We start from the raw sequence: 17,274 nt of genomic DNA, 5'->3' as shown, positions 1-17,274 counted from the left end.
CTTGTTTTCAGATCTTGGTCTGACGCTGTTTCACCGGCGCAGTCTCGGGCATGAGGCTCATCGCGACAAGTCCAACGATCGCCGCAAGCAGCAGGTACCAGGCCGGCGCCAGCGGATTGCCGGTGACGTGGAGGAGCCAGGTGACCACGAGCTGCGCCGTCCCGCCGAAGCTGGCGATCGCGACCGCGTAGACGGTCGCGAACACGCCGCCGCGGATGTTCTGGGGCAGCGCCTCGGTGAAGGTCGCGTAGAACGCAGTGAACGGCAGCGAGCCGATGACGGACAGAACACCGAAACCAACCAGGAGCGACAACGCGCCGGGCGCATGGACGATCCACAGGAAGGTCGGGTAGGTCAGCAGCAGCGTTGCGAGCTGCGGCCAGATCATCACCGGCTTGCGACCGAGACGATCCGCCAGCCAGCCCCCGACCAGCGCGCCAACAAACTGGATGCCGTTGCTGACCAGCGACACGGTGAAAGCCAGGGTCGACGACACATGCAGCGTATTCTGCGCATAGGTCGTCATATATTGGGTGACGTAGGTCGAGATCGTGCCGCTTGCCAGGATCATCAACGCAAGTCCGATGATGCCAAGGTGCCGTCTCGCCTGCGAAAGATGACCGGTGTGCTCGACGGTGCCGGCACCGGCTTCGGCCTGCGGGATTGTCTCGGGCAGCGTCCGGCGCATCCAGAAGCCGAACGGCAGGCACACCGCCCCGATCAGAAACGCCACCCGCCAGCCATAGGCGTCGAGCATCTCCGGCGCCATCGTCCTGCTCAGGATGACGCCGACGAGCGCGCCCGCGGTCGCGGCGATCTCCTGGCTGGCCGGCTGCCAGGCCACCACCAGCGCGCGATGCTCGGGCGGAGCGATCTCGATCAGATAGGCGGTGGTCGGTCCAACCTCCCCGCCCAGAGCAAAGCCTTGCGCCATACGCGCCGCGATCACGATGACGGGCGCTGCAAGGCCGATCGTTTGATAGGACGGCGTGAGCGCGATAGTCAGGATCGATAGCCCCATGAGCGCAAAGCTTAGCAGCATGGCAGGCCGCCGGCCGATCCGGTCGGAATAGATCCCAAGCACGATTCCGCCGATCGGCCGCGTCACGAAGCCGGCGCCGAAAGTCGCCAGCGACAGCATCAGGCTGCCGTACTCGCTTCCCGTCGGGAAGAAGGTATGGCCGATCTGGATGGCGAAGAAGCTGTAGGTGATGAAGTCGTAGAATTCGAGCATGTTGCCGACGGTGGCGGCCAATGCTGCGCGCTTGACGCTGAACGGCTTCACTTGCTCGATCACGGACGACACTCTGGCATTCCCGGGCTCGATCCTATTTCGATTTAACCGCCTGGCCGCATTGCAACGCAACATCCATTAACCGCAAACGGTGGTTCCCTCGCGCCCCTTTCCGCCGGCCCGAGTTGCGGCCGATCCGCCTGCTCGCGCGATTCGAAGCGCATCACGCAATAAATGGGCTTTGCGGTGGTCGCAACGACACATCATGTTGCACGCACATCCCACGCTATCGGAATTTGCGCGTACTCCGCGGTCATTTGACTGAAATTTTCAGAAGAGTTGAGCCGGGCGATTTACTCGAACTTTCTTCGCGACGCTCTAGTTCCACGACCGGAAGGTTCCACCTCTTTGGGGATCCTCATTATCCGCCGCCCGGATTGCGCTACCAAAAGCTCAATTGAATTAAGATTTACCGACCTGGAATTGAAATGAACTTGGCTCGCGAATCGATTGAACTGCTGGAACAGGTCGCCCGGATCCTGTGGTTCGAAGGCACCAAGCACGGCTTGCGTGACCGCGAGTGGATGGCGCTGCGTTTCCTTTCCCGCGCCAACCGGTTTTCCAGGACGCCGTCGGCGCTCGCGAGTTACGTCGGCACCACGCGTGGTACCGCCTCGTTCATCATCGGCGAGCTGGAGCGGCTCGGATATCTCGAGCGAAAGCGCTCGGCCCAGGACAAGCGGTCGGTGATGCTGAGCGTGACACAACAGGGCAAGAAGTTCCTGGTGCGCGACCCCGTCAACGTCCTCGTCGAGGCCATCGCCGTGCTCGAGGGCGAGGCGAAGGTCAGCTTCCGCGACGCGCTCCGCCACGTGCTGGATCAGTCGGACGCGGCCGAACAGCGGCACCATACCGACGTCTGCAAGCGATGCATCTTCCTCCGCGAAGATCGCACCACCACGGACAGCAGGACGACGGCCGAGTTCAGCTGCCGCCTGTTTCGGGCGCCGATCGCGGAGGCGGAGGTCGATCTGCTATGCACCAGCTTCGAGCATCACCGCAAATAGAAGTGGCCCTCGATCAGGGCGTGGCCTTGCGTGACGAATAGATGACGCCCCCGCTGGACTCGACCACCAGACGTCCGTTCTCGTTTTTGATCTCCTCGATACGGCCCAGGCCGGGCACCTGCTGTCCCAACACCGCCTCGACGACGCCGTTCGGGCCTTGCAGGATCGCAATCCCCTCATAGGCCTGGCGGACCGACCAGCCCTTGACCGTCTTGCGCGGCGCCGAGATGCGCTCGGACGGTGCTACCGATCCCGTGATCTCGGGCGTAGCGGCCGAGGCCATCATTGGCATTGGCTGTGTGGCGACGGGCGCCGGAGCCTGGGCCTGCACCTGGGCAAGCTTGTCGAGCTTCACCGTAGAGGACGAGCTCACCCGTTCGATGCGATCCAGATTTTCGCCAAACCGGCCAAAACGGTCATTGGTCGCCTTGCTCGATTGATCGACCGCGGTGCGCAGGCCGTCGAGATTGTCGGACACGCCCGACACCTGCCTGCGCAGTTGCGCCACCGTCTCGCGCAGGTTCCTGATCTCAGTATTGGCCGCGACGTTGCTCTGGGCGGGCTGCGTGGTGAGATAGGCGATCACGCCGGTGCAGGCACAGATGACCAGGATCGCAGCGACCGCCAATGTCGCGAGCGGCACGACCCATGTCGGGCGCGGCGGCGGCGGTTTGGCCACGATCACGGCCGGCTTGATCACGATGGGCGTAGGCTTGGAGATTGCCATCTTGTCGAGGCGCGCCTTGGCGCGAATACGCTTCAGACCCTCGAGCGCCTCTTTCGCCAGAGTTTCATCGCTCGCTGCTGCCGACGCAGGCTTGGTGCTCGCAGCGGGCTTGGTATTCGCGGCAGGCTTGGTATTTGCAGTGGGCTTGGCCGTCGGCGCCGCATTGTCTCTGGCATCGCGCGTCTCCGCGGCCGGTTTCGCCGCTGCGGAAACATCGGCGGTCGCGTTGGGACGAACTTGTCCATCGGACAACATGCGAGAATGCTCCGTTCGGTTCGATCTGTCGAACGGTGACATTATTTGCCGAAGCTTGCCTGAAACGTGCGCATCGAAAACTTCTCATCACGCGCGATGCGGCGTCACATGAGTCAAACGCGTCACGCACGTGGCGAGAGTGCGACTCGAAAGACACACCCTCGCCAAGATTTCGCCAAGCTGGAGTCGCCTCGCCATACATGAGTCGAATTGTCGCACGTGGAAACGCGATGACGAGAGTCAATCCCGGGTTGAAAAGCCATCAATGTGCCTGAACCGCAGCACCACCCGAAATAGCTGTAATCATACGGGGATGCGGAACTTTAGAACCGCCAGGGTGCAAAACTAGTTCGAATTCCAAATCAACTGATGCGATTGAATATACAAAGAAACAACTCGAACCAAACCAACAGCATCAAGCACGTGTAGCAAACGCTTAGTTGCGCACGCTTGATCGGAAATCGGCAATTGTTACGGTCCTACTCAAGTGATTCTCGCCAGTTGGCGAGGGGATTGACACAGTACAGTAGCGTTCGGATGCAATGAGCAACTTGGCGCAACTGTTCTAGGTCGCTTTCTCAATCCGCTCCGCGAGGTGATCCGCAAAACACCCGCCGAGCCTCACGCAGTAAGCGTTCAGTATCGAGTCGAAGTAGCAGGCCTGCGAGACGCAGGCACTGAATGCGTAGGGCTGCCCGCGAATATCGAAACCATAATAACGGTTCGCGGGATGGAATATCGTCAAACAGCACAGTTGCCGAGCCGGGCATCACAACAAACAACCGGCCGAAACAAGTGCGAAACAGGGGCGAAAAACTGATGTATATTATCGTTGATGATCGCGAGAGCGTCACGAACAGCTATGTCGGAGGGCTCGTTCGCGAAGGTGTATCGTCGATCGGCTTCTCCTCCGGAGAATTCTGGGACTGGCTGCAATCTGCGAGTGAATCGGATCTGGCCGCGGTGGACGCCTTCCTCCTCGGGGATTGCGACACCCGCGGAAGCCTGCCGCGGGCGATGCGCAAGCGCTCCTCGGCCCCTATCATCGCCATGAGCGGCCAGAAGATGCTCAAGAACACGCTGGAGCTCTTCGAGTCGGGCGTCGATGACGTCGTCCACGTGCCGATTCACCTCCGCGAGATCCTCGCCCGAACGGCCGCGATTGCGCGCCGCCGGGTCGGGGAACTGCCGAGGCCCTGCGAGACCAGGATCCAGGTCTTCTTCAACGGACGTGACCCCGAGATCGCTGGCCACGCCCTCACCCTGCCCCGCCGCGAACTGCGCATTCTCGAATATATGGTCAGCAACCACGGCAAGTGGGTCACCAAGACGCAGATCTTCAACGCGGTCTATGGCATCTTCGAAGCGACATTCGACGAGAGCGTGATCGAGAGCCACGTCAGCAAACTGCGCAAGAAGCTCCGCGACCGCCTCGGCTTCGATGCGATCGTGGCCCGACGTTACGTCGGATACCGCCTCGACATCCCGGCCGGCGAGACCATCGACGTGCCGATGCAGGAGCTCGACGAAGTCGGCATTCTGCTGAACAGGGCGCATACCGCCCCAGTGGCGTATCCGGCCGGAAACTGATCGGCAGGGCGCTGCCACGAAACCGACAACGGCCTCTGCGAACCACCTTCGCAGAAGCCGTTGTAGTTTCTGACGTCAACGGCGAATAGAGCGCGGCAGTACCGGCGCTGCGGCTCGCGTGCAAGTATATTCTAGAGGCTCGCTTCTGATTCAATCAGAACCGGTAATGCCCTAGGGCTTCTGCTGGAATTCTTCCTTCGACACGTAATTGAAGTCCTCGACAAGGACGTCCTGGACGACTTCGGCCTGCATTCGCTCGTTGACACGCTGCTTGATGGCCGTCGTGAGGATGGAGAGGTCGTAACGGGCGAGTTTTCTGAAATCGAGGCGGTCGTCGGCATAGATCCTGCGGAAGGCTTCATCGACGACGAACGGCTCGGGCGGAACGTTGAGCTGGTGCATGGTCCGCGCCTCTACGGTATAGACGAAGCGCGCGACGATGTAGCCCTGCACGTTGCCACTCTCGACCATCGGCACGCTCAGCGCCCGCGTCTTCTGGTACTGCAGCCCGTCAAGATATTCGTCCTTTGCCGGCAGCAGGCTGCCATTTTCCTTCCAATAGGCCACGGCATAGCTCGTTCCCGCGGTGAGGATGCATACCCAGAGCCCGGCCAGCACGAGTCTGATCATTTTCGGTCCTGTGCTGCGCGACCGGTATAGGTGCCGTCCGACTCGGCGTCCTTGATGGCCTTGACGATGATGGTCGCAACCTCGCGCACCGCATCGTAATGCATTTCGAGGATGGAACGGTTTCGCTCGAGCTTCTCGCGCAGCCGCTGGACCTCCTCGGTGATCTCGACCTCGCCGCCGAGGTGCATTCGTGCCCGCATCAGGCGGACGAATTCCAGCATGCTCCGGCTCTTCCGGGCGCTGAACTCGTCGAAGTCGATCTTCTTGCCCGTCGCGAGCGCAGCCGTCTCCTCTTCGACGATGCCTTCGAGCCGGCGGATCGCAGCCAACAGGCCGCGCACCTCGTCCGATCTCGCCGCCTCCGCACCGTCGTTCGCCACCTCGTCACCGACATTCGGCAGCAGCACGGGCAACAGGGCATCCCCCGACATGGCCGCCGTCGTCATCGCCTCGGTGTCCACGGCCGGCTGCTCCATCACCATGGCCGCCGCGCCTTCTTGTGCCTGCATAGGAAATTCACCCTTCAACTTCTGTCACCCATTCCCGAATCATCATCCGGCCTTGCCCGTAGCGTCCGGTCCCGCCGGATGCGCGGCAGCAAGCTGCTTGGCAATGCCAATGCCCTTGCCCTTTGCCAACTGCGCACCAAGTTGCTCCGCCAGCATCGACTTCCAGACGCCGCCCGCCGTGCCCTTCCCGAAGACCTCCTCGGACTCCTTCGGCAGCATCGTCTCGACGAAGGTCTGGAGGATGAAGGCCTCGAACTTGCGGTACACCTCGCCGGATGCCGGCGCCTTGATCACCTGCACCGGCGCCCCGTTCACCGCGCCCGACTGCGGTTCCGAAACCTTCGTCGCGGATTGATCGGCAGCAGCCGTCTTGGCCTTCGCCTTGCCGACCTCCGCGTCCATCGTGGCGGCGAAATCCGCGTCCGATGATTTCAACGCGTCGAGCTTCGCGGTAGCCGCGCGCTGCGTCGCGGGATCGGCAGCATCGAGGACGTCGAGAACGAGGTCGGGTGTCGCTGTCACGATCATGTCTTGGTCCGATTGGCTTGCCGTGGCGTCCACTCGCGCACGGTGAGGCTTGTTCCCGTCATCTCCTCGAGCGATCGCTTCTCGGCGTCGCGAAGCTTGTCCGCGAGCGCCGCCTTCGCGACCTGCTCGAACTGCTTCACACGGCGGCTCTCCGCGCGAACCTGGTCGAGCTGCTGCGAGGCCTGCGCCTGAATCGCACGCGCGCCGACGCTGGTTCTGGTCAGACGCCGCGCGATCGATTCGCTCGATGATCCCGCCGGCGGCTTGCCCTCGTTGAGAGTTCCGACCAGCCATTCCTGTTCATCGTGCAAGCTGCGCTCCTGCTGCCGCAGATGCGCGAGCTGCCACTCTGACAGCCGGAGCTGGAGCTTCACGAGCGAGACCATCCGGCCGAGCTTGTCCGCGCGCGACGTCATGGCCGATCACTCCGCCAGCCACGAGGAGACGCCAAGCATGAATTGCGTCAAGAGCTCGTCGCTGGTGAGGTAGAGCAGCAGGAAGCCGCCGAACAGCACGAACGGTACCGAGATGAAATAGACGGGAATCGCCGGCGTCAGCTTGTTGATCAGGCCGACCGCCAGGTTGACGACGACCGAATAGACGATGAAAGGGCTGGCGATCCGCAGCGTCAGCACGAATGCCTCCGACAGCCTTCCGACGAGCTGGTCGAGCGGCATGCTGCCGCCGAGCCGGTCGCCGGGATGCCAGACGTCGTAGGAGTTCATCAGCCCGCGCAGGACCTGCCAGTGCTGGTCGGTCATGAAGAACAGCGTGGTGACGGACGTCATGATCAGCGGCACCAGGGCCGGCGCCGGATCGGTGTCGCCGACCGGCGTCCCCGGGATGTTGCTCAGCCCGATTGCACTGGCCATCACGGTGGCCATGGTCTGGAGTGCGAGAAAGAACACGCGACCGCCGAGCCCGATGACGCTGCCGACCACGAGCTCGGAACAGATCAGCAGCACGAGCGTCAGCGGCGCCGCGTTGTCCGTAAGTGGTTTCAGGACGGCGATCAGGATCGGCGTCAGCGCAAACGTCGTGACGAGCGCGACGAACAAGCGGACCTGGGCCGGAACGTTGACGCTGGAATAGCCGGGCACCAGCATCAGGCAGGCACCGATGCGGCAGAACACGATGAACGTCACCAGCACACTATCGGTGAGGCCGCTGATCACGATATGGCTCCGAGGGCCCTGATCTCGGTGCTGCGCGCGACCTCGACATGCGACAGGATCGGCAGGGTCGGAAAGACCCGCTCCAGGATCATCCGGACGTAGGGACGCGCTTCGGGGGTCACCGCCAGCACCACGCTGGTGCCGTTCTCGGTGAACTTGCGGATCGCGGCGCTGGCTTCGGTCGCAAACTGCTCGATCAGGCGCGGATCGGCGTCGAATTCGACGACGTCGCCCTTGGCGTCGCGCTTCAGGCTCTGGTGGAACGCGAGATCCCAACGGTTGCCGAGACGGACCACGTTGAGCACGCCGTTGTCGGAGAGATCGCCGCAAATCTGCTGGGCAAGACGTGTACGCACATGCTCTGCCACCTGCTCGGAGCGCCGCACATGGGGCGCGATCTCGGCGATGGCTTCGAGGATCAGATGAAGGTTGCGGATCGACACGCGCTCGGCCAGCAGGATCTTCAGGATCGCCAGCAGCCCCGAATACGATATCTGCGACGGGCAGAGATCCTCGACCAGGCGCTTGTATTCGGGATCGAGCCGGTCGAGCAGGCCGCGCATGTCCTTGTAGGACAGGAGCTGGGCGAGGTTGGCCCTGATCACTTCGCTCAGATGCGTGAGCAGCACCGAGAGATTGTCGACCGGCTTGCAGCCCTGGCGCTTGACCTCGTCGGTGAACGCGTCCGTCACCCACAGCGCCTTCATGCCGAAGGCCGGCTCGATCACCTCTTCGCCGGGAACGTCGGGCTTGCCATCCTTGTCGACGAGCACCAGCACTTCGCCAAGCCTGAGCTCGCCCTGGGCGACGCGGGTGTCGTGGATCCGGATCTGGTATCCCTTGGGATCGATCGACAAATTGTCGGTGAGCTTGATCTCGGGAACCACGAAGCCGTACTGCTTGGCGAACTTCTTGCGTATCTTGGCCACGCGGTGCGCCAGCTCGTTGCGCGAGCCCAGCAGATGGACCGAGAGGTGGCCCCCGAGCGCCAGCTCGATCTCCGCGGTCTTGAGCGATTCCTTGACGGACTCCTTGGCATCGACCTGGGCGCGTTCGTCGGCCTTGCGAGCATCTTCCTTCTGCTTCAGGGCTGCCTGCCGCCTCGGCAGCGAGTATCCGACGAAAGCCATGACGCCGCCGAGCAGCAGGAAGGGCGCCGTCGGCAGCCCCGGCATCAAGGCGAGCACGAACATCATCAGCGCGGCGGCCGACACCGCGCGCGGATAGCCGCCGAGCTGGCGCAACACCGCCTGCTCGGCCGAACCTCTGGTGCCGCCTTTCGAGACGAGCAGGCCCGCCGACAGCGACACGATCAGCGCGGGCATCTGCGTTACCAGACCGTCGCCCACGGAGAGCTTGGTGTAGACGTCGGCGGCGCGTGCCAGCGTCAATCCGTGATGCGTCACGCCGATGATGATACCGCCGAAAATGTTGATCGCGGTGATGATCAGGCCGGCGACGGCATCGCCGCGGACGAATTTCGAGGCGCCGTCCATGGCGCCGAAGAACGCGCTCTCCTCTTCCAGCTCGCGGCGCCGGCGCTGGGCTTCCTTGTCGTCGATCAGGCCCGCGGACAGATCCGCGTCGATCGCCATCTGCTTGCCGGGGATGGCATCCAGAGTGAAACGGGCGCCGACTTCGGCGATACGCGTTGCGCCCTTCGTGATCACGACGAAGTTCACCGTGACCAGAATCGCGAAGATGATCAGGCCGATGACGAAGTCACCACCCATGACGAACTTCGAGAAACCGGCAACGACATGGCCCGCGGCGTTTTCCCCCTCCCCGCCGCGCGACAGGATGAGACGGGTCGTTGCGACGTTGAGTGCAAGCCGCAGGATCGTCGCGATCAGGAGCACGGTCGGGAAGGCCGAGAAATCGAGCGGACGCTGGATCCACAGCGCGACCATCAGGATCAGCGCCGACAGCGCGATCGAGAATGCGAGGCCGAGATCGATCAGGATCGGCGGTATGGGCAGGAACAGGATCGTGAGCATGGCCACGATGCCGCCTGCGAAAAAGGCGTCGGCGCCCAATCGTCGCGGGGTCGGCAGGCTAGCAGCTAACGTATCCGTCATGGGTCACCGGCAGAGGATCCGGCCCGTAATCTGCCGTGCAAAGCTTACGCGGGGGTGGTGGCAGGGGCAGCCGGGACTGCCCGGATCAGAAGCCGCGCTCGATGTGCGAATAGACCATCTCGGTGAAGGTGGAGAGATGGGCTCCGATGAAGGAGCCGGAGACGGCAACGACCACGAGAATGACGATGATCTTCGGAACGAAGGTCAGCGTCACCTCCTGGATCTGGGTCAGCGCCTGGATCAGCGCGATGATGGTGCCGACCAGCATCGCGGCACCGACGGCAGGCCCGGAGGCGACGATGATGGTCCAGATCGCCGCCTGGACGATGTCGAGGGCATCCCGTTCGTTCATGACTGGCTGATCGTGAGACCGGGGCCGATCGCGACTTTCGTACCGTTCTCGAGTGTCGCGATGGAGCCGTCGCTGTTGATGGAGACCGAAGCGACCTTGCCGCTGAAGCTTGCTCCGGTCGAGTCCGTGAAGCTGACGGTCTTTCCGATCAGTCCATTGGCCTGCGACAGCGACTGCGAAGACAGCAGAGCGTCGAGCTTGGTATTGGTCTGCATCGCCTGCTCGACCGACGAGAGCTGCGCAAACTGGCTCATATATTGCGAAGTGTCCATCGGATTGGTCGGATCCTGATTCTTCATCTCCGCGACGAGGAGCTGAAGAAACGTGTTGTAGTCGACGCCGGTGCTCGACGTCGTCGAGCTGGTCGAACTGGACGACTTGCTGGTGCTATCGGTCGCGCTGGTGACGTTCATGTCGCTCTCCGCTGTCAGGCAGCCTCGAATGGGGAATCGATCTTGGCGCCGGCCAGGATGGCCTGCTCCACCGGAAACAGTGCTCGAATCCGCTTGAGCGCCTCGAAGTAACGGCTCGCCCCTACCAGGTCGTCGACCGCACCAAGCCCGACCAGCATCTCCTGGCTCTCGCACACGGCGAGCAGAGCGGCATGATGCTGCCCGTAGAGAGCCGAGGCGTCCCGAACGTCGGTCGGATTCATCAGCATGAGCTGGACGATGAAATAGAGCTGCCGCAGCGCAGTTGTGGCGTCGGAGGCCTGCATGATCTGCCCTTCGAGCAGGAACATCACGTCATTGACGAGTTCGACGGAGACCTTGCGGTCCACGCGCAGCACCGCGCCGTTGATGTAGACCCGTTCGCCCGCACGCAAGGATATCTTCATCAAAGTGCGTCTCGGATCAGGCGGTTGATTTCGATGAGCTGGATCACGTCGTTCGACTTTTCTTCGCGAAGGCGGTCGGCTTCCTTGACCACCCACAGCCCGATCGAGATGATGTCGGCGCGCAGCTTTTCCGGAAGCCCGTTTTCCGGATGCGCGAGATCCTCGATGAAGATCGTCCACAGCCGCCGCACATAGAGCAGGCTCTCGACCAGATCCTCGAGGCTGAAGCGGTCCTCCTGGATCCGCTCGAGCCGGTCGATGCCGAGGCTGAGCGCCTGCCGCTCGCGGCCCCGCGCCTCATAGCCGCTCTCGTCGACGACCGATTCATAGGCTTCAAACGTCATCAGGACAACTCTGCGCAGGAGACCGAACAACAAGACAAGGGTTACGCGCCTTACGAAGGAGCTGGACTCAGAGATAGTTGATGAGGCTGATCTTCTGGAGTTGCGAGGTGAGCGCAAGCGCCGTCTGGATCTGCGTCTGCAAGGTGTTGACCCTGACGGAGGCTTCCGTCGGGTCCACCTTCTCTATACCGACGATCTGATTGTTCAGAATGTCCTGCTGCGTCTTCAGCTTGTCGGTTGCGGAGGTGATCCGCTGCTGGACCGTGCCGATGTCACCGCCGAGGGTCGCAAGGTCGGTGATGGCGTTTCCGACAAGGCCGATGGCCTTGTCCACGACGACTTGGAACGTCGCTTGGTCCAGGTTCGCGTTCCCGAGATCCGCCATCATGGTGTAGGCCTCGGCGAGCTTGCGGAAACCTGTCTGATTGGCGCTGACGGAGGTATCTGCGATCTCCGTCGTGGAGATACGGCTTTGCATCACCTGGTCGGTCGCCGATGACCAATTGGTGTTCCAGGCCGGGCTCGCGAACTCCGCATCGAAGGTGGTGTCGAGGAAGGTCTGCATCTGGGCCGGGGTGATGGTGTTCACGCTGGGCGATGATTGCGAGAAGCCGAAGGTCGCAAGGAAGTCGGCATCGACCTGGTTCTTGCTGGCCGAGCCCGCGGTGTAGGCCGTGATCGGCGTGTTCTGCGTGTTGATGCCCGCGAAGAGAGACGAGCCGTTATAGGAGACGTTCAGCGCGCCAATCAGATCCTGGAGGTTGGAGGACGCAGGCGGCAGGATGATCCGCCCGCCGCCGTCGGTACTGCGAGCCGCGATCAGGTCCTTGAGGAAGTCCGTTGCGGTCGAACCAAGCTGGGTGATCCGGCTCTGCGTGATGTCCAGGCGTCCCGAGACCAGCCCGTTGGTATCGACGAGCTGATCGGCAAAGCTTAGGTCCGCCCGCAGGGTGACGTCGCCTCCCGTCGTGGCGCCAAGCTCGAGGCCGACATCGGCGAAGCGGCCGGTGGTGGCTTCCTTCGAGGCCTTGGCCAGCGCGGCCTGATTGTTGGTGATCGAGGACCTCAACGACGAAGACAGCATCAAGGTCGAGATGTAGTTCGCGCTCATCATGACTTAATTTCCCACGGCAGCCAGCAGGCTCTGCAACATTTCGTCGACGGTCGAGATGATCTTCGACGAGGCCGAATAGGTGCGTTCGACCTGGAGCATCAACGACATCTCGTCGTCCATGTTGACGCCGCTGACGTTCGACAGCGCCGCGGTGCTGCGGTCGAGCAACGTTTTCTGGTAGGTGCCGTTAGAGTCGGCGGTCTTGCGCTGGTTTTCGATCCAGCTCGTCGAGGACGACGCGAAGTCGATCAAACTGCCGCTCGGCTTGCCTTGCGTGGTCGCATCGAACGGCTGCGACGCATCCATGGCGCCGATGAGCTGCTGCAGCCGGGCCGAGTAACCGCCATTGCCGACGGTATTGTATTGGTATGCGACGTTGCCGCCGATCGCACCGTCGCGCAGCAGATTGGGATTGCCGCCCTGGGCCGGATCGACCGATGCAGCAACGGAAATCGTACCAGCGAGGCCCACCAAGACGGTGGCGCTCGCCGGCATCGCCGGCGCGCCGGGATAGGTGAAGAGACCGGGGACGTTGGGCAGCGTCGGAACAGGCGACTGGTCACTTTCCTTGAAGGCATCGACCAGGCCGCGCGCGATTTCGTCGAGCTGGCTCTGGTAAGTAACGGTATCATTGTCGCGCAGCTGCGCGAGGCCAGCAAGCTTGCCGGACTTGAGCGGCATCACGGAATTGGCGCCGGTTACCGGAACGCCGTCGATATAGACGGCATTGCCGGTGGTGCCGGCCGTATAGGCGTTCGTCGGCGCAAAGCTCACCGTTCGCGCTATCTTGTCGAACAGCACGACGCCGCTGTCGGTATAGAGCGCCGCGTCCCCGTTAGGACGGAGCGACATCGACACTCCGACCTCCTGTGACATCTGCGAGACGATGCTGTCGCGCTGGTCGAGGTAGTCGGTGATGTCGTCGCCGGAGATCGTCCCCTTCACGATCGCGGTGTTGACGGTCTGGAACTGGGAGAGCAACCGATTGATGTTTTGAACCGACGTTTGCATGTCGGCATCCGCGCCCTCACGGACCGTCTGCACGGTTTGGGTCGCCTGGTTGAGCGCGATCGCCATGTCCTTGGCGGACGTCACCGCTGCCTGCGCCAGCGTGGTGTTGTCCGGGGCGTTGGCATATTGCTGGAGCGCCTTCTTCAGCGCGTTGAGCTGCGCCGTCGGCGACTGGTCGAGTTCCGGATCGTCCACCGTGGCAGATGCGATCTTCTGGAGACCGTCAAGGATCGCGCTCTGCTTGGCCGACGTCGAGGTTGCGGTCAAGACATTGTCGTAGAGCCCCGAGCTGGCGGCGCGCTGGATCGCCGCCACGTAAACGCCGGCCCCGGGGAGATTGTCCAATACGGCGATCTTGCGCGAATAGCCGGCGGCACTGGCACCGGCGATGTTGCGCGAGATCGTCGACGACTGGATGCCCGACGCCATGAGCGATGCGCGAGCGGAGTCGAGAGCAGCGGTAAGGGACATGGTCTACTCTTGGCCGGGACGAGTGCAGAAGGATTCAGCGCTTCAGGTTGACGACGACGTCGAGCAGGTCGGCGCCGGTCTGGAACGATTTCGAGTTCGCGGTGAAGCCACGCTGTGCCTCGATCATCCCGGTGAGCTCGTCCGCGAGATCGACGTTGGAGTCTTCCAGCGCTTCAGACTGGATCGTGCCAAGCCCACCGGTGCCGGCATTCGCGGCCTGAGCGTTGCCCGAATTCTGGTTGGTCGAATAGACGTTGCCCGGCTCGGGCGTCAGATTATCGGGGCTCGCCACGTCGGCGAGCATGAGCGTGTAGAGCGTCAGCTGCTGACCGTTCTTGAGCACGGCGGTCACGTACCCGTTCTGGTCAACGTCGACCTTATCGATGGCCGACGGAACGCTACCGTTGACAGTGGCCTTGAAGCTGAAGTTGGTGCCGACCTGCGTCATGTTCGACAAGTCGAGGGTCACGGTCGCGCCGCCGGTGACCGGAAATGCAAGCGTCGTGGCGCTCGCTGCGGCCAGCGCGCCCTTTCCGGCCGTCGTCGTGTCGAAGGTATAAGTTCCGGTCGCGCCGAGCGTGGCGCCCGTCGTCGAGTTGTAGGCTTGGATTTGCCAGGTGTCCAAGCCCGCCGCTGTCGCGGTATGGGACATATAGAGATCGACCTTAACGGGCTGGCCGATATTGTCGTAGGCCACGATCGAGCTTTTCGACGAGTACGCGCCCGGACCGGGCGGACCGGCAATAAGTGCTGCCGTCGGATCCAGATTGCCGGTGGTGAGCGTTCCCGCCGTCGATGGCACGGGCACCTGCGAGACCTGGGCGATGTTCACGATCTGCATTCCCGACAGGCTGTTCTGTGAGAAATTAGTCACCTTCCCCGGCTGGCCGAGGAGGTAGTAGCCGGCCGCATTGACCAGATTGCCTTGGCTGTCCGGGACGAACGAGCCGGCCCGCGTCAGGAACTGCTGCGTGTTGGTGGCGTCGGACACCACGAAGAAGCCGTTGCCTTGAACGGCAAGATCCGTGCTCGATGTGGTGAATTGCGTATGTCCGGCGTCGCTGATGGCGTAGCGGACGGTGGTCTCGACGGCGCCGGAATCGTAATTGCCGGAGCCGCTCTTCAGGATCAGCGAGGAGAATTCGGTCGAAGCCCGCTTGTAGCCGGTGGTGTTGACGTTCGCGATGTTGTCCGAAACCGTCGACAGCTTGTTGGACTGCGCGGCCATCCCGGAAACGCCGGTACGCATAATGCCATAGAGGCTCATGGATTGGGCTCCTTAAGTAGGTTGCAATTACAATGATGGGTTTTGCTTGCGCGGGGCTGATGGTAAGGAACCATGCACAACTTCATGTCGTCAGCTCGTCTTGGGCTGACAGAACGAGCGCGCCTTGTCGGTCCACGCGCCGAAGCCGCTCGAGACGAGATGCGCGACGATGTGGCAGACGTAGCGCTTCTGCGCCGGCTGGTTGTTGGGGCCTGCATTGTAGCGGGCGACCGCCATGGTCCAACTGCCCTCGCGCTGCTTCAGCACCTTCAGGAAGCGCGCGGCGTAGTCGACATTCCCTGCGGGATCGAACATCGCCCGGACCGAGACGAATTTGTCGCCGTGATAGTAGTGGTTGATCTGCATGCAGCCGAGGTCGATCAGCTTGATCCCCCTAGCTCGCATGGCTTCGAAGTTGGCGATCGCGTCGTTCATGTCCTTGGCGAATACGGTCTGTCCATCGGCGCCGAGCGCGTAAGGATGAAGCGCGCCGCGCCGGCCGGTCTCGGTCAGGCCGACCGCGTAGAGAATGCCGAGCGGAATTCCGTGCTGCTGGGACGCACGCGTCATCTCGCGCTCGCACGGGCGCGAATTGTCGGTCGCAGCAGTCGCGGCGCCGGCGTTACAGATAAACAGGGCCGCGACGAATCCGCGGCGCCACGTCCTGCTCATGACGCGTCTCCTGGTTGGACGGGCGCTCCTGTCGGGCCTGCTTGGCGCCGCCGTCCGCTTGTCCCGACGAATTACTCGTACCGTCGAACGTGCCTTGCGACTGGGACGACGGCTGTTGCTGGCCCGAAAGCTGCGGCTGCGACTGGTCGGAGCCGCTCTGGAAACCATCCAGCGAGCCGTGCTGGACGGGTGCTATGTCGGCGACGTAGCCCGCCGATTGCATCAGGTCGCGGATCGAATCGCGCTGCTGATCCAGCATCTGGCTCGTGTCCTTGCGCGCGGCGGCAAGGTGGACAGACACTTCGTTGCCGACGAGCCGAAGGCGCACGGTGACATTGCCGAGCGCGGGCGGCTCGAGATTGATAGTCAGGATCTTGAGCGGCTGATCCGGCGAATTGGTTTGGGACGCTGTAAGATCTGGAGCCGCGGACGCCATCGGTGCCGGAGATTCCTTCAACTCGGCGACGACCGCGTTGGCAACCTGCTGCGGAGCGTTGAACTGCGCCGGCGGCAGATGGGTCTCCTGCTGGACCACGGTGACCTTGGTCGTCCCGGGCAATGCGTCCCGCGCCAAAGCCCTGGCGGCACGCTCGACGTTGGCCGCGACGGCCTCGAAGCCGGGTGCCGTTGCCTTCAGCGATGGCTCACTGCTTTGCGGCGATGTCGCCTGGTCGGCAGCCGTCGCGTGCGACGCCGCGGTCTGCGAATGCGGGGTGGTTGGAGCCGCGGGAGGCGCGGGCTCGGCTGTCGTCGCCTTCGCCGTGCCTATGGCCTGAACGTCGCGCTTCGTCGTGGAAGATCGCTCGTCGCGCCCGGACGAATCCTTCTTGTCGCCGGTCGGTGCTTGCATCTGCGGCATCACGACCGGCGGCCCGGCGACGATCTCCTGCCCCATGATCCCGGCAATGCTCGATCGGCTCTGGACGTCGGCCTGCTCGGTAGGATCGAGGGATCCATGTTTCCCGGACGATTTCTCGGTGGGTTTCTCCCTGGATTCGGGCTCTTCGGCTGCCGCGGCACGGTCGTGCACCGTCTCGTCGCTAGCGTCGTCCTTCCCGCTCTGATGCGCCAGGCGCGTTCGCAGCGTTCCGGCTTTCACCGCCGTGTCGCCGCCCTCGTCGTTGAGCGCCCGCTTCGCGAGACTCGAGACGGTGTGCAGCAGATCGTTGAAGCAGGAGCCCGCCTGCGCCTTCGGACCGGCGCTCTTGCCGGAGCGCGATGTGCCCCGCATGTTGAGGCTTTCGGCGAGACTCGAAAAGACCTGTCCGGAGGTTCCACTGAGCTTCGTCATGGACGGCGATCCCTGGTGAGAAGTTCGAGTTCCCCGAGTTGCTTCTGCGCGCGCGCAAGCGTTGCGGTCGACGACGCCAGGTCGAGACGCGCCGGCGTGACCGGAGACTTGTCGACTGCGG

Annotated in this window: 19 protein-coding genes and 1 pseudogene; 2 read left to right on the top strand and 18 right to left on the bottom strand. The window is 62.9% G+C overall.

Annotated features, from left to right (window positions below; genetic code table 11):
- Positions 1 to 7 precede the first annotated feature (7 nt).
- Positions 8 to 1,297, bottom strand: a complete 1,290-nt coding sequence (locus IVB47_RS04380; RefSeq protein WP_247359171.1) for an MFS transporter — start codon at positions 1,295 to 1,297, stop codon at positions 8 to 10.
- A 425-nt stretch (positions 1,298 to 1,722) separates the two neighbouring features.
- Between IVB47_RS04380 and IVB47_RS04375 the strand changes: the two genes are divergently transcribed.
- Complete coding sequence (locus IVB47_RS04375) at positions 1,723 to 2,301, top strand: MarR family transcriptional regulator (RefSeq protein ID WP_027570502.1); 579 nt, start codon at positions 1,723 to 1,725, stop codon at positions 2,299 to 2,301.
- A 13-nt stretch (positions 2,302 to 2,314) separates the two neighbouring features.
- On the opposite strand, the gene IVB47_RS04370 is transcribed toward IVB47_RS04375, so the two are convergent.
- Positions 2,315 to 3,283: a hypothetical protein gene (locus IVB47_RS04370; RefSeq protein WP_247460065.1), complete on the bottom strand. Its 969-nt coding sequence runs from the start codon at positions 3,281 to 3,283 to the stop codon at positions 2,315 to 2,317.
- 819 nt (positions 3,284 to 4,102) lie between these two features.
- On the opposite strand from IVB47_RS04370, the gene IVB47_RS04365 reads away from it, so the two are divergent.
- A complete protein-coding gene (locus IVB47_RS04365) occupies positions 4,103 to 4,873 on the top strand; it encodes a response regulator transcription factor (protein WP_007595845.1) in 771 nt (256 codons plus the stop codon).
- Positions 4,874 to 5,044: 171 nt separating this feature from the next.
- Here the strand turns inward: IVB47_RS04365 and IVB47_RS04360 are convergent, their stop codons facing one another.
- The 16 genes and pseudogenes from IVB47_RS04360 to IVB47_RS04285 all read right to left on the bottom strand — a co-directional run.
- Positions 5,045 to 5,503 carry a hypothetical protein gene (locus tag IVB47_RS04360; protein WP_018453988.1) on the bottom strand — a complete coding sequence of 153 codons (459 nt, stop codon included), beginning with the start codon at positions 5,501 to 5,503 and terminating at the stop codon, positions 5,045 to 5,047.
- Positions 5,500 to 6,012: a flagellar biosynthesis protein FlgN gene (locus IVB47_RS04355; protein ID WP_247460063.1), complete on the bottom strand. Its 513-nt coding sequence runs from the start codon at positions 6,010 to 6,012 to the stop codon at positions 5,500 to 5,502. The genes IVB47_RS04360 and IVB47_RS04355 overlap by 4 nt, the downstream gene beginning before the upstream one ends.
- Before the next feature lie 42 nt (positions 6,013 to 6,054).
- Positions 6,055 to 6,540: a rod-binding protein gene (locus IVB47_RS04350; RefSeq protein WP_247460060.1), complete on the bottom strand. Its 486-nt coding sequence runs from the start codon at positions 6,538 to 6,540 to the stop codon at positions 6,055 to 6,057.
- The gene (locus tag IVB47_RS04345) at positions 6,537 to 6,956 is read right to left on the bottom strand and encodes a hypothetical protein (protein ID WP_247460059.1); all 420 of its coding nucleotides are present in this window, start codon (positions 6,954 to 6,956) and stop codon (positions 6,537 to 6,539) included. The genes IVB47_RS04350 and IVB47_RS04345 overlap by 4 nt, the downstream gene beginning before the upstream one ends.
- Positions 6,957 to 6,962: 6 nt before the next feature.
- Entirely contained in the window at positions 6,963 to 7,715 is a 753-nt protein-coding gene (gene fliR / locus IVB47_RS04340) for a flagellar biosynthesis protein FliR (protein WP_027570497.1), read from the bottom strand.
- On the bottom strand, positions 7,712 to 9,793 hold the full coding sequence (gene flhA / locus IVB47_RS04335) for a flagellar biosynthesis protein FlhA (RefSeq protein ID WP_007613922.1): 2,082 nt from the start codon (positions 9,791 to 9,793) through the stop codon (positions 7,712 to 7,714). The genes fliR and flhA overlap by 4 nt, the downstream gene beginning before the upstream one ends.
- Before the next feature lie 85 nt (positions 9,794 to 9,878).
- Complete coding sequence (fliQ, locus tag IVB47_RS04330) at positions 9,879 to 10,145, bottom strand: flagellar biosynthesis protein FliQ (protein WP_018453982.1); 267 nt, start codon at positions 10,143 to 10,145, stop codon at positions 9,879 to 9,881.
- Positions 10,142 to 10,558, bottom strand: coding sequence for a flagellar hook assembly protein FlgD (gene flgD / locus IVB47_RS04325; protein ID WP_027570495.1), 417 nt, complete (start codon positions 10,556 to 10,558; stop codon positions 10,142 to 10,144). Before flgD ends, fliQ begins: the two co-directional genes overlap by 4 nt.
- Before the next feature lie 14 nt (positions 10,559 to 10,572).
- Positions 10,573 to 10,983 carry a flagellar biosynthesis repressor FlbT gene (gene flbT, locus IVB47_RS04320; RefSeq protein WP_027519845.1) on the bottom strand — a complete coding sequence of 137 codons (411 nt, stop codon included), beginning with the start codon at positions 10,981 to 10,983 and terminating at the stop codon, positions 10,573 to 10,575.
- Positions 10,983 to 11,327: a flagellar biosynthesis regulator FlaF gene (gene flaF / locus IVB47_RS04315; protein ID WP_027570494.1), complete on the bottom strand. Its 345-nt coding sequence runs from the start codon at positions 11,325 to 11,327 to the stop codon at positions 10,983 to 10,985. Before flaF ends, flbT begins: the two co-directional genes overlap by 1 nt.
- Positions 11,328 to 11,394: 67 nt before the next feature.
- Entirely contained in the window at positions 11,395 to 12,441 is a 1,047-nt protein-coding gene (locus IVB47_RS04310) for a flagellar hook-associated family protein (protein ID WP_027570493.1), read from the bottom strand.
- A 3-nt stretch (positions 12,442 to 12,444) separates the two neighbouring features.
- Positions 12,445 to 13,923 carry a flagellar hook-associated protein FlgK gene (gene flgK / locus IVB47_RS04305; protein ID WP_247460057.1) on the bottom strand — a complete coding sequence of 493 codons (1,479 nt, stop codon included), beginning with the start codon at positions 13,921 to 13,923 and terminating at the stop codon, positions 12,445 to 12,447.
- Between the two features lie 34 nt (positions 13,924 to 13,957).
- Positions 13,958 to 15,190: a flagellar hook protein FlgE gene (locus IVB47_RS04300; RefSeq protein ID WP_027570491.1), complete on the bottom strand. Its 1,233-nt coding sequence runs from the start codon at positions 15,188 to 15,190 to the stop codon at positions 13,958 to 13,960.
- Between the two features lie 90 nt (positions 15,191 to 15,280).
- Positions 15,281 to 15,862 carry a transglycosylase SLT domain-containing protein gene (locus IVB47_RS04295; RefSeq protein ID WP_247460055.1) on the bottom strand — a complete coding sequence of 194 codons (582 nt, stop codon included), beginning with the start codon at positions 15,860 to 15,862 and terminating at the stop codon, positions 15,281 to 15,283.
- Complete coding sequence (locus IVB47_RS04290; protein ID WP_247460053.1) at positions 15,813 to 17,153, bottom strand: flagellar hook-length control protein FliK; 1,341 nt, start codon at positions 17,151 to 17,153, stop codon at positions 15,813 to 15,815. Before IVB47_RS04290 ends, IVB47_RS04295 begins: the two co-directional genes overlap by 50 nt.
- Positions 17,150 to 17,274, bottom strand: a pseudogene (locus tag IVB47_RS04285) (chemotaxis protein); the annotation flags it as partial. The pseudogene IVB47_RS04285 and the gene IVB47_RS04290, both read right to left, overlap by 4 nt.

Origin of the sequence: Bradyrhizobium sp. 62, assembly GCF_023073035.1 — a bacterium.
Taxonomy (GTDB): domain Bacteria; phylum Pseudomonadota; class Alphaproteobacteria; order Rhizobiales; family Xanthobacteraceae; genus Bradyrhizobium.
This window is presented reverse-complemented; position numbering and strand designations above follow the sequence as displayed.

Bases quoted from the DNA above. Each gene is read 5' to 3' on its own strand.
- flgD (WP_027570495.1), bottom strand. From the start codon at position 10,558: ATGAACGTCACCAGCGCGACCGATAGCACCAGCAAGTCGTCCAGTTCG.
- IVB47_RS04375 (WP_027570502.1), top strand. From the start codon at position 1,723: ATGAACTTGGCTCGCGAATCGATTGAACTGCTGGAACAGGTCGCCCGG.
- IVB47_RS04310 (WP_027570493.1), bottom strand. From the start codon at position 12,441: ATGATGAGCGCGAACTACATCTCGACCTTGATGCTGTCTTCGTCGTTG.
- IVB47_RS04345 (WP_247460059.1), bottom strand. From the start codon at position 6,956: ATGACGTCGCGCGCGGACAAGCTCGGCCGGATGGTCTCGCTCGTGAAG.
- IVB47_RS04290 (WP_247460053.1), bottom strand. From the start codon at position 17,153: ATGACGAAGCTCAGTGGAACCTCCGGACAGGTCTTTTCGAGTCTCGCC.
- flbT (WP_027519845.1), bottom strand. From the start codon at position 10,983: ATGAAGATATCCTTGCGTGCGGGCGAACGGGTCTACATCAACGGCGCG.
- flaF (WP_027570494.1), bottom strand. From the start codon at position 11,327: ATGACGTTTGAAGCCTATGAATCGGTCGTCGACGAGAGCGGCTATGAG.
- flhA (WP_007613922.1), bottom strand. From the start codon at position 9,793: ATGACGGATACGTTAGCTGCTAGCCTGCCGACCCCGCGACGATTGGGC.
- fliQ (WP_018453982.1), bottom strand. From the start codon at position 10,145: ATGAACGAACGGGATGCCCTCGACATCGTCCAGGCGGCGATCTGGACC.
- IVB47_RS04360 (WP_018453988.1), bottom strand. From the start codon at position 5,503: ATGATCAGACTCGTGCTGGCCGGGCTCTGGGTATGCATCCTCACCGCG.
- flgK (WP_247460057.1), bottom strand. From the start codon at position 13,923: ATGTCCCTTACCGCTGCTCTCGACTCCGCTCGCGCATCGCTCATGGCG.
- IVB47_RS04365 (WP_007595845.1), top strand. From the start codon at position 4,103: ATGTATATTATCGTTGATGATCGCGAGAGCGTCACGAACAGCTATGTC.
- IVB47_RS04295 (WP_247460055.1), bottom strand. From the start codon at position 15,862: ATGAGCAGGACGTGGCGCCGCGGATTCGTCGCGGCCCTGTTTATCTGT.
- IVB47_RS04300 (WP_027570491.1), bottom strand. From the start codon at position 15,190: ATGAGCCTCTATGGCATTATGCGTACCGGCGTTTCCGGGATGGCCGCG.
- IVB47_RS04370 (WP_247460065.1), bottom strand. From the start codon at position 3,283: ATGTTGTCCGATGGACAAGTTCGTCCCAACGCGACCGCCGATGTTTCC.
- IVB47_RS04350 (WP_247460060.1), bottom strand. From the start codon at position 6,540: ATGATCGTGACAGCGACACCCGACCTCGTTCTCGACGTCCTCGATGCT.
- IVB47_RS04355 (WP_247460063.1), bottom strand. From the start codon at position 6,012: ATGCAGGCACAAGAAGGCGCGGCGGCCATGGTGATGGAGCAGCCGGCC.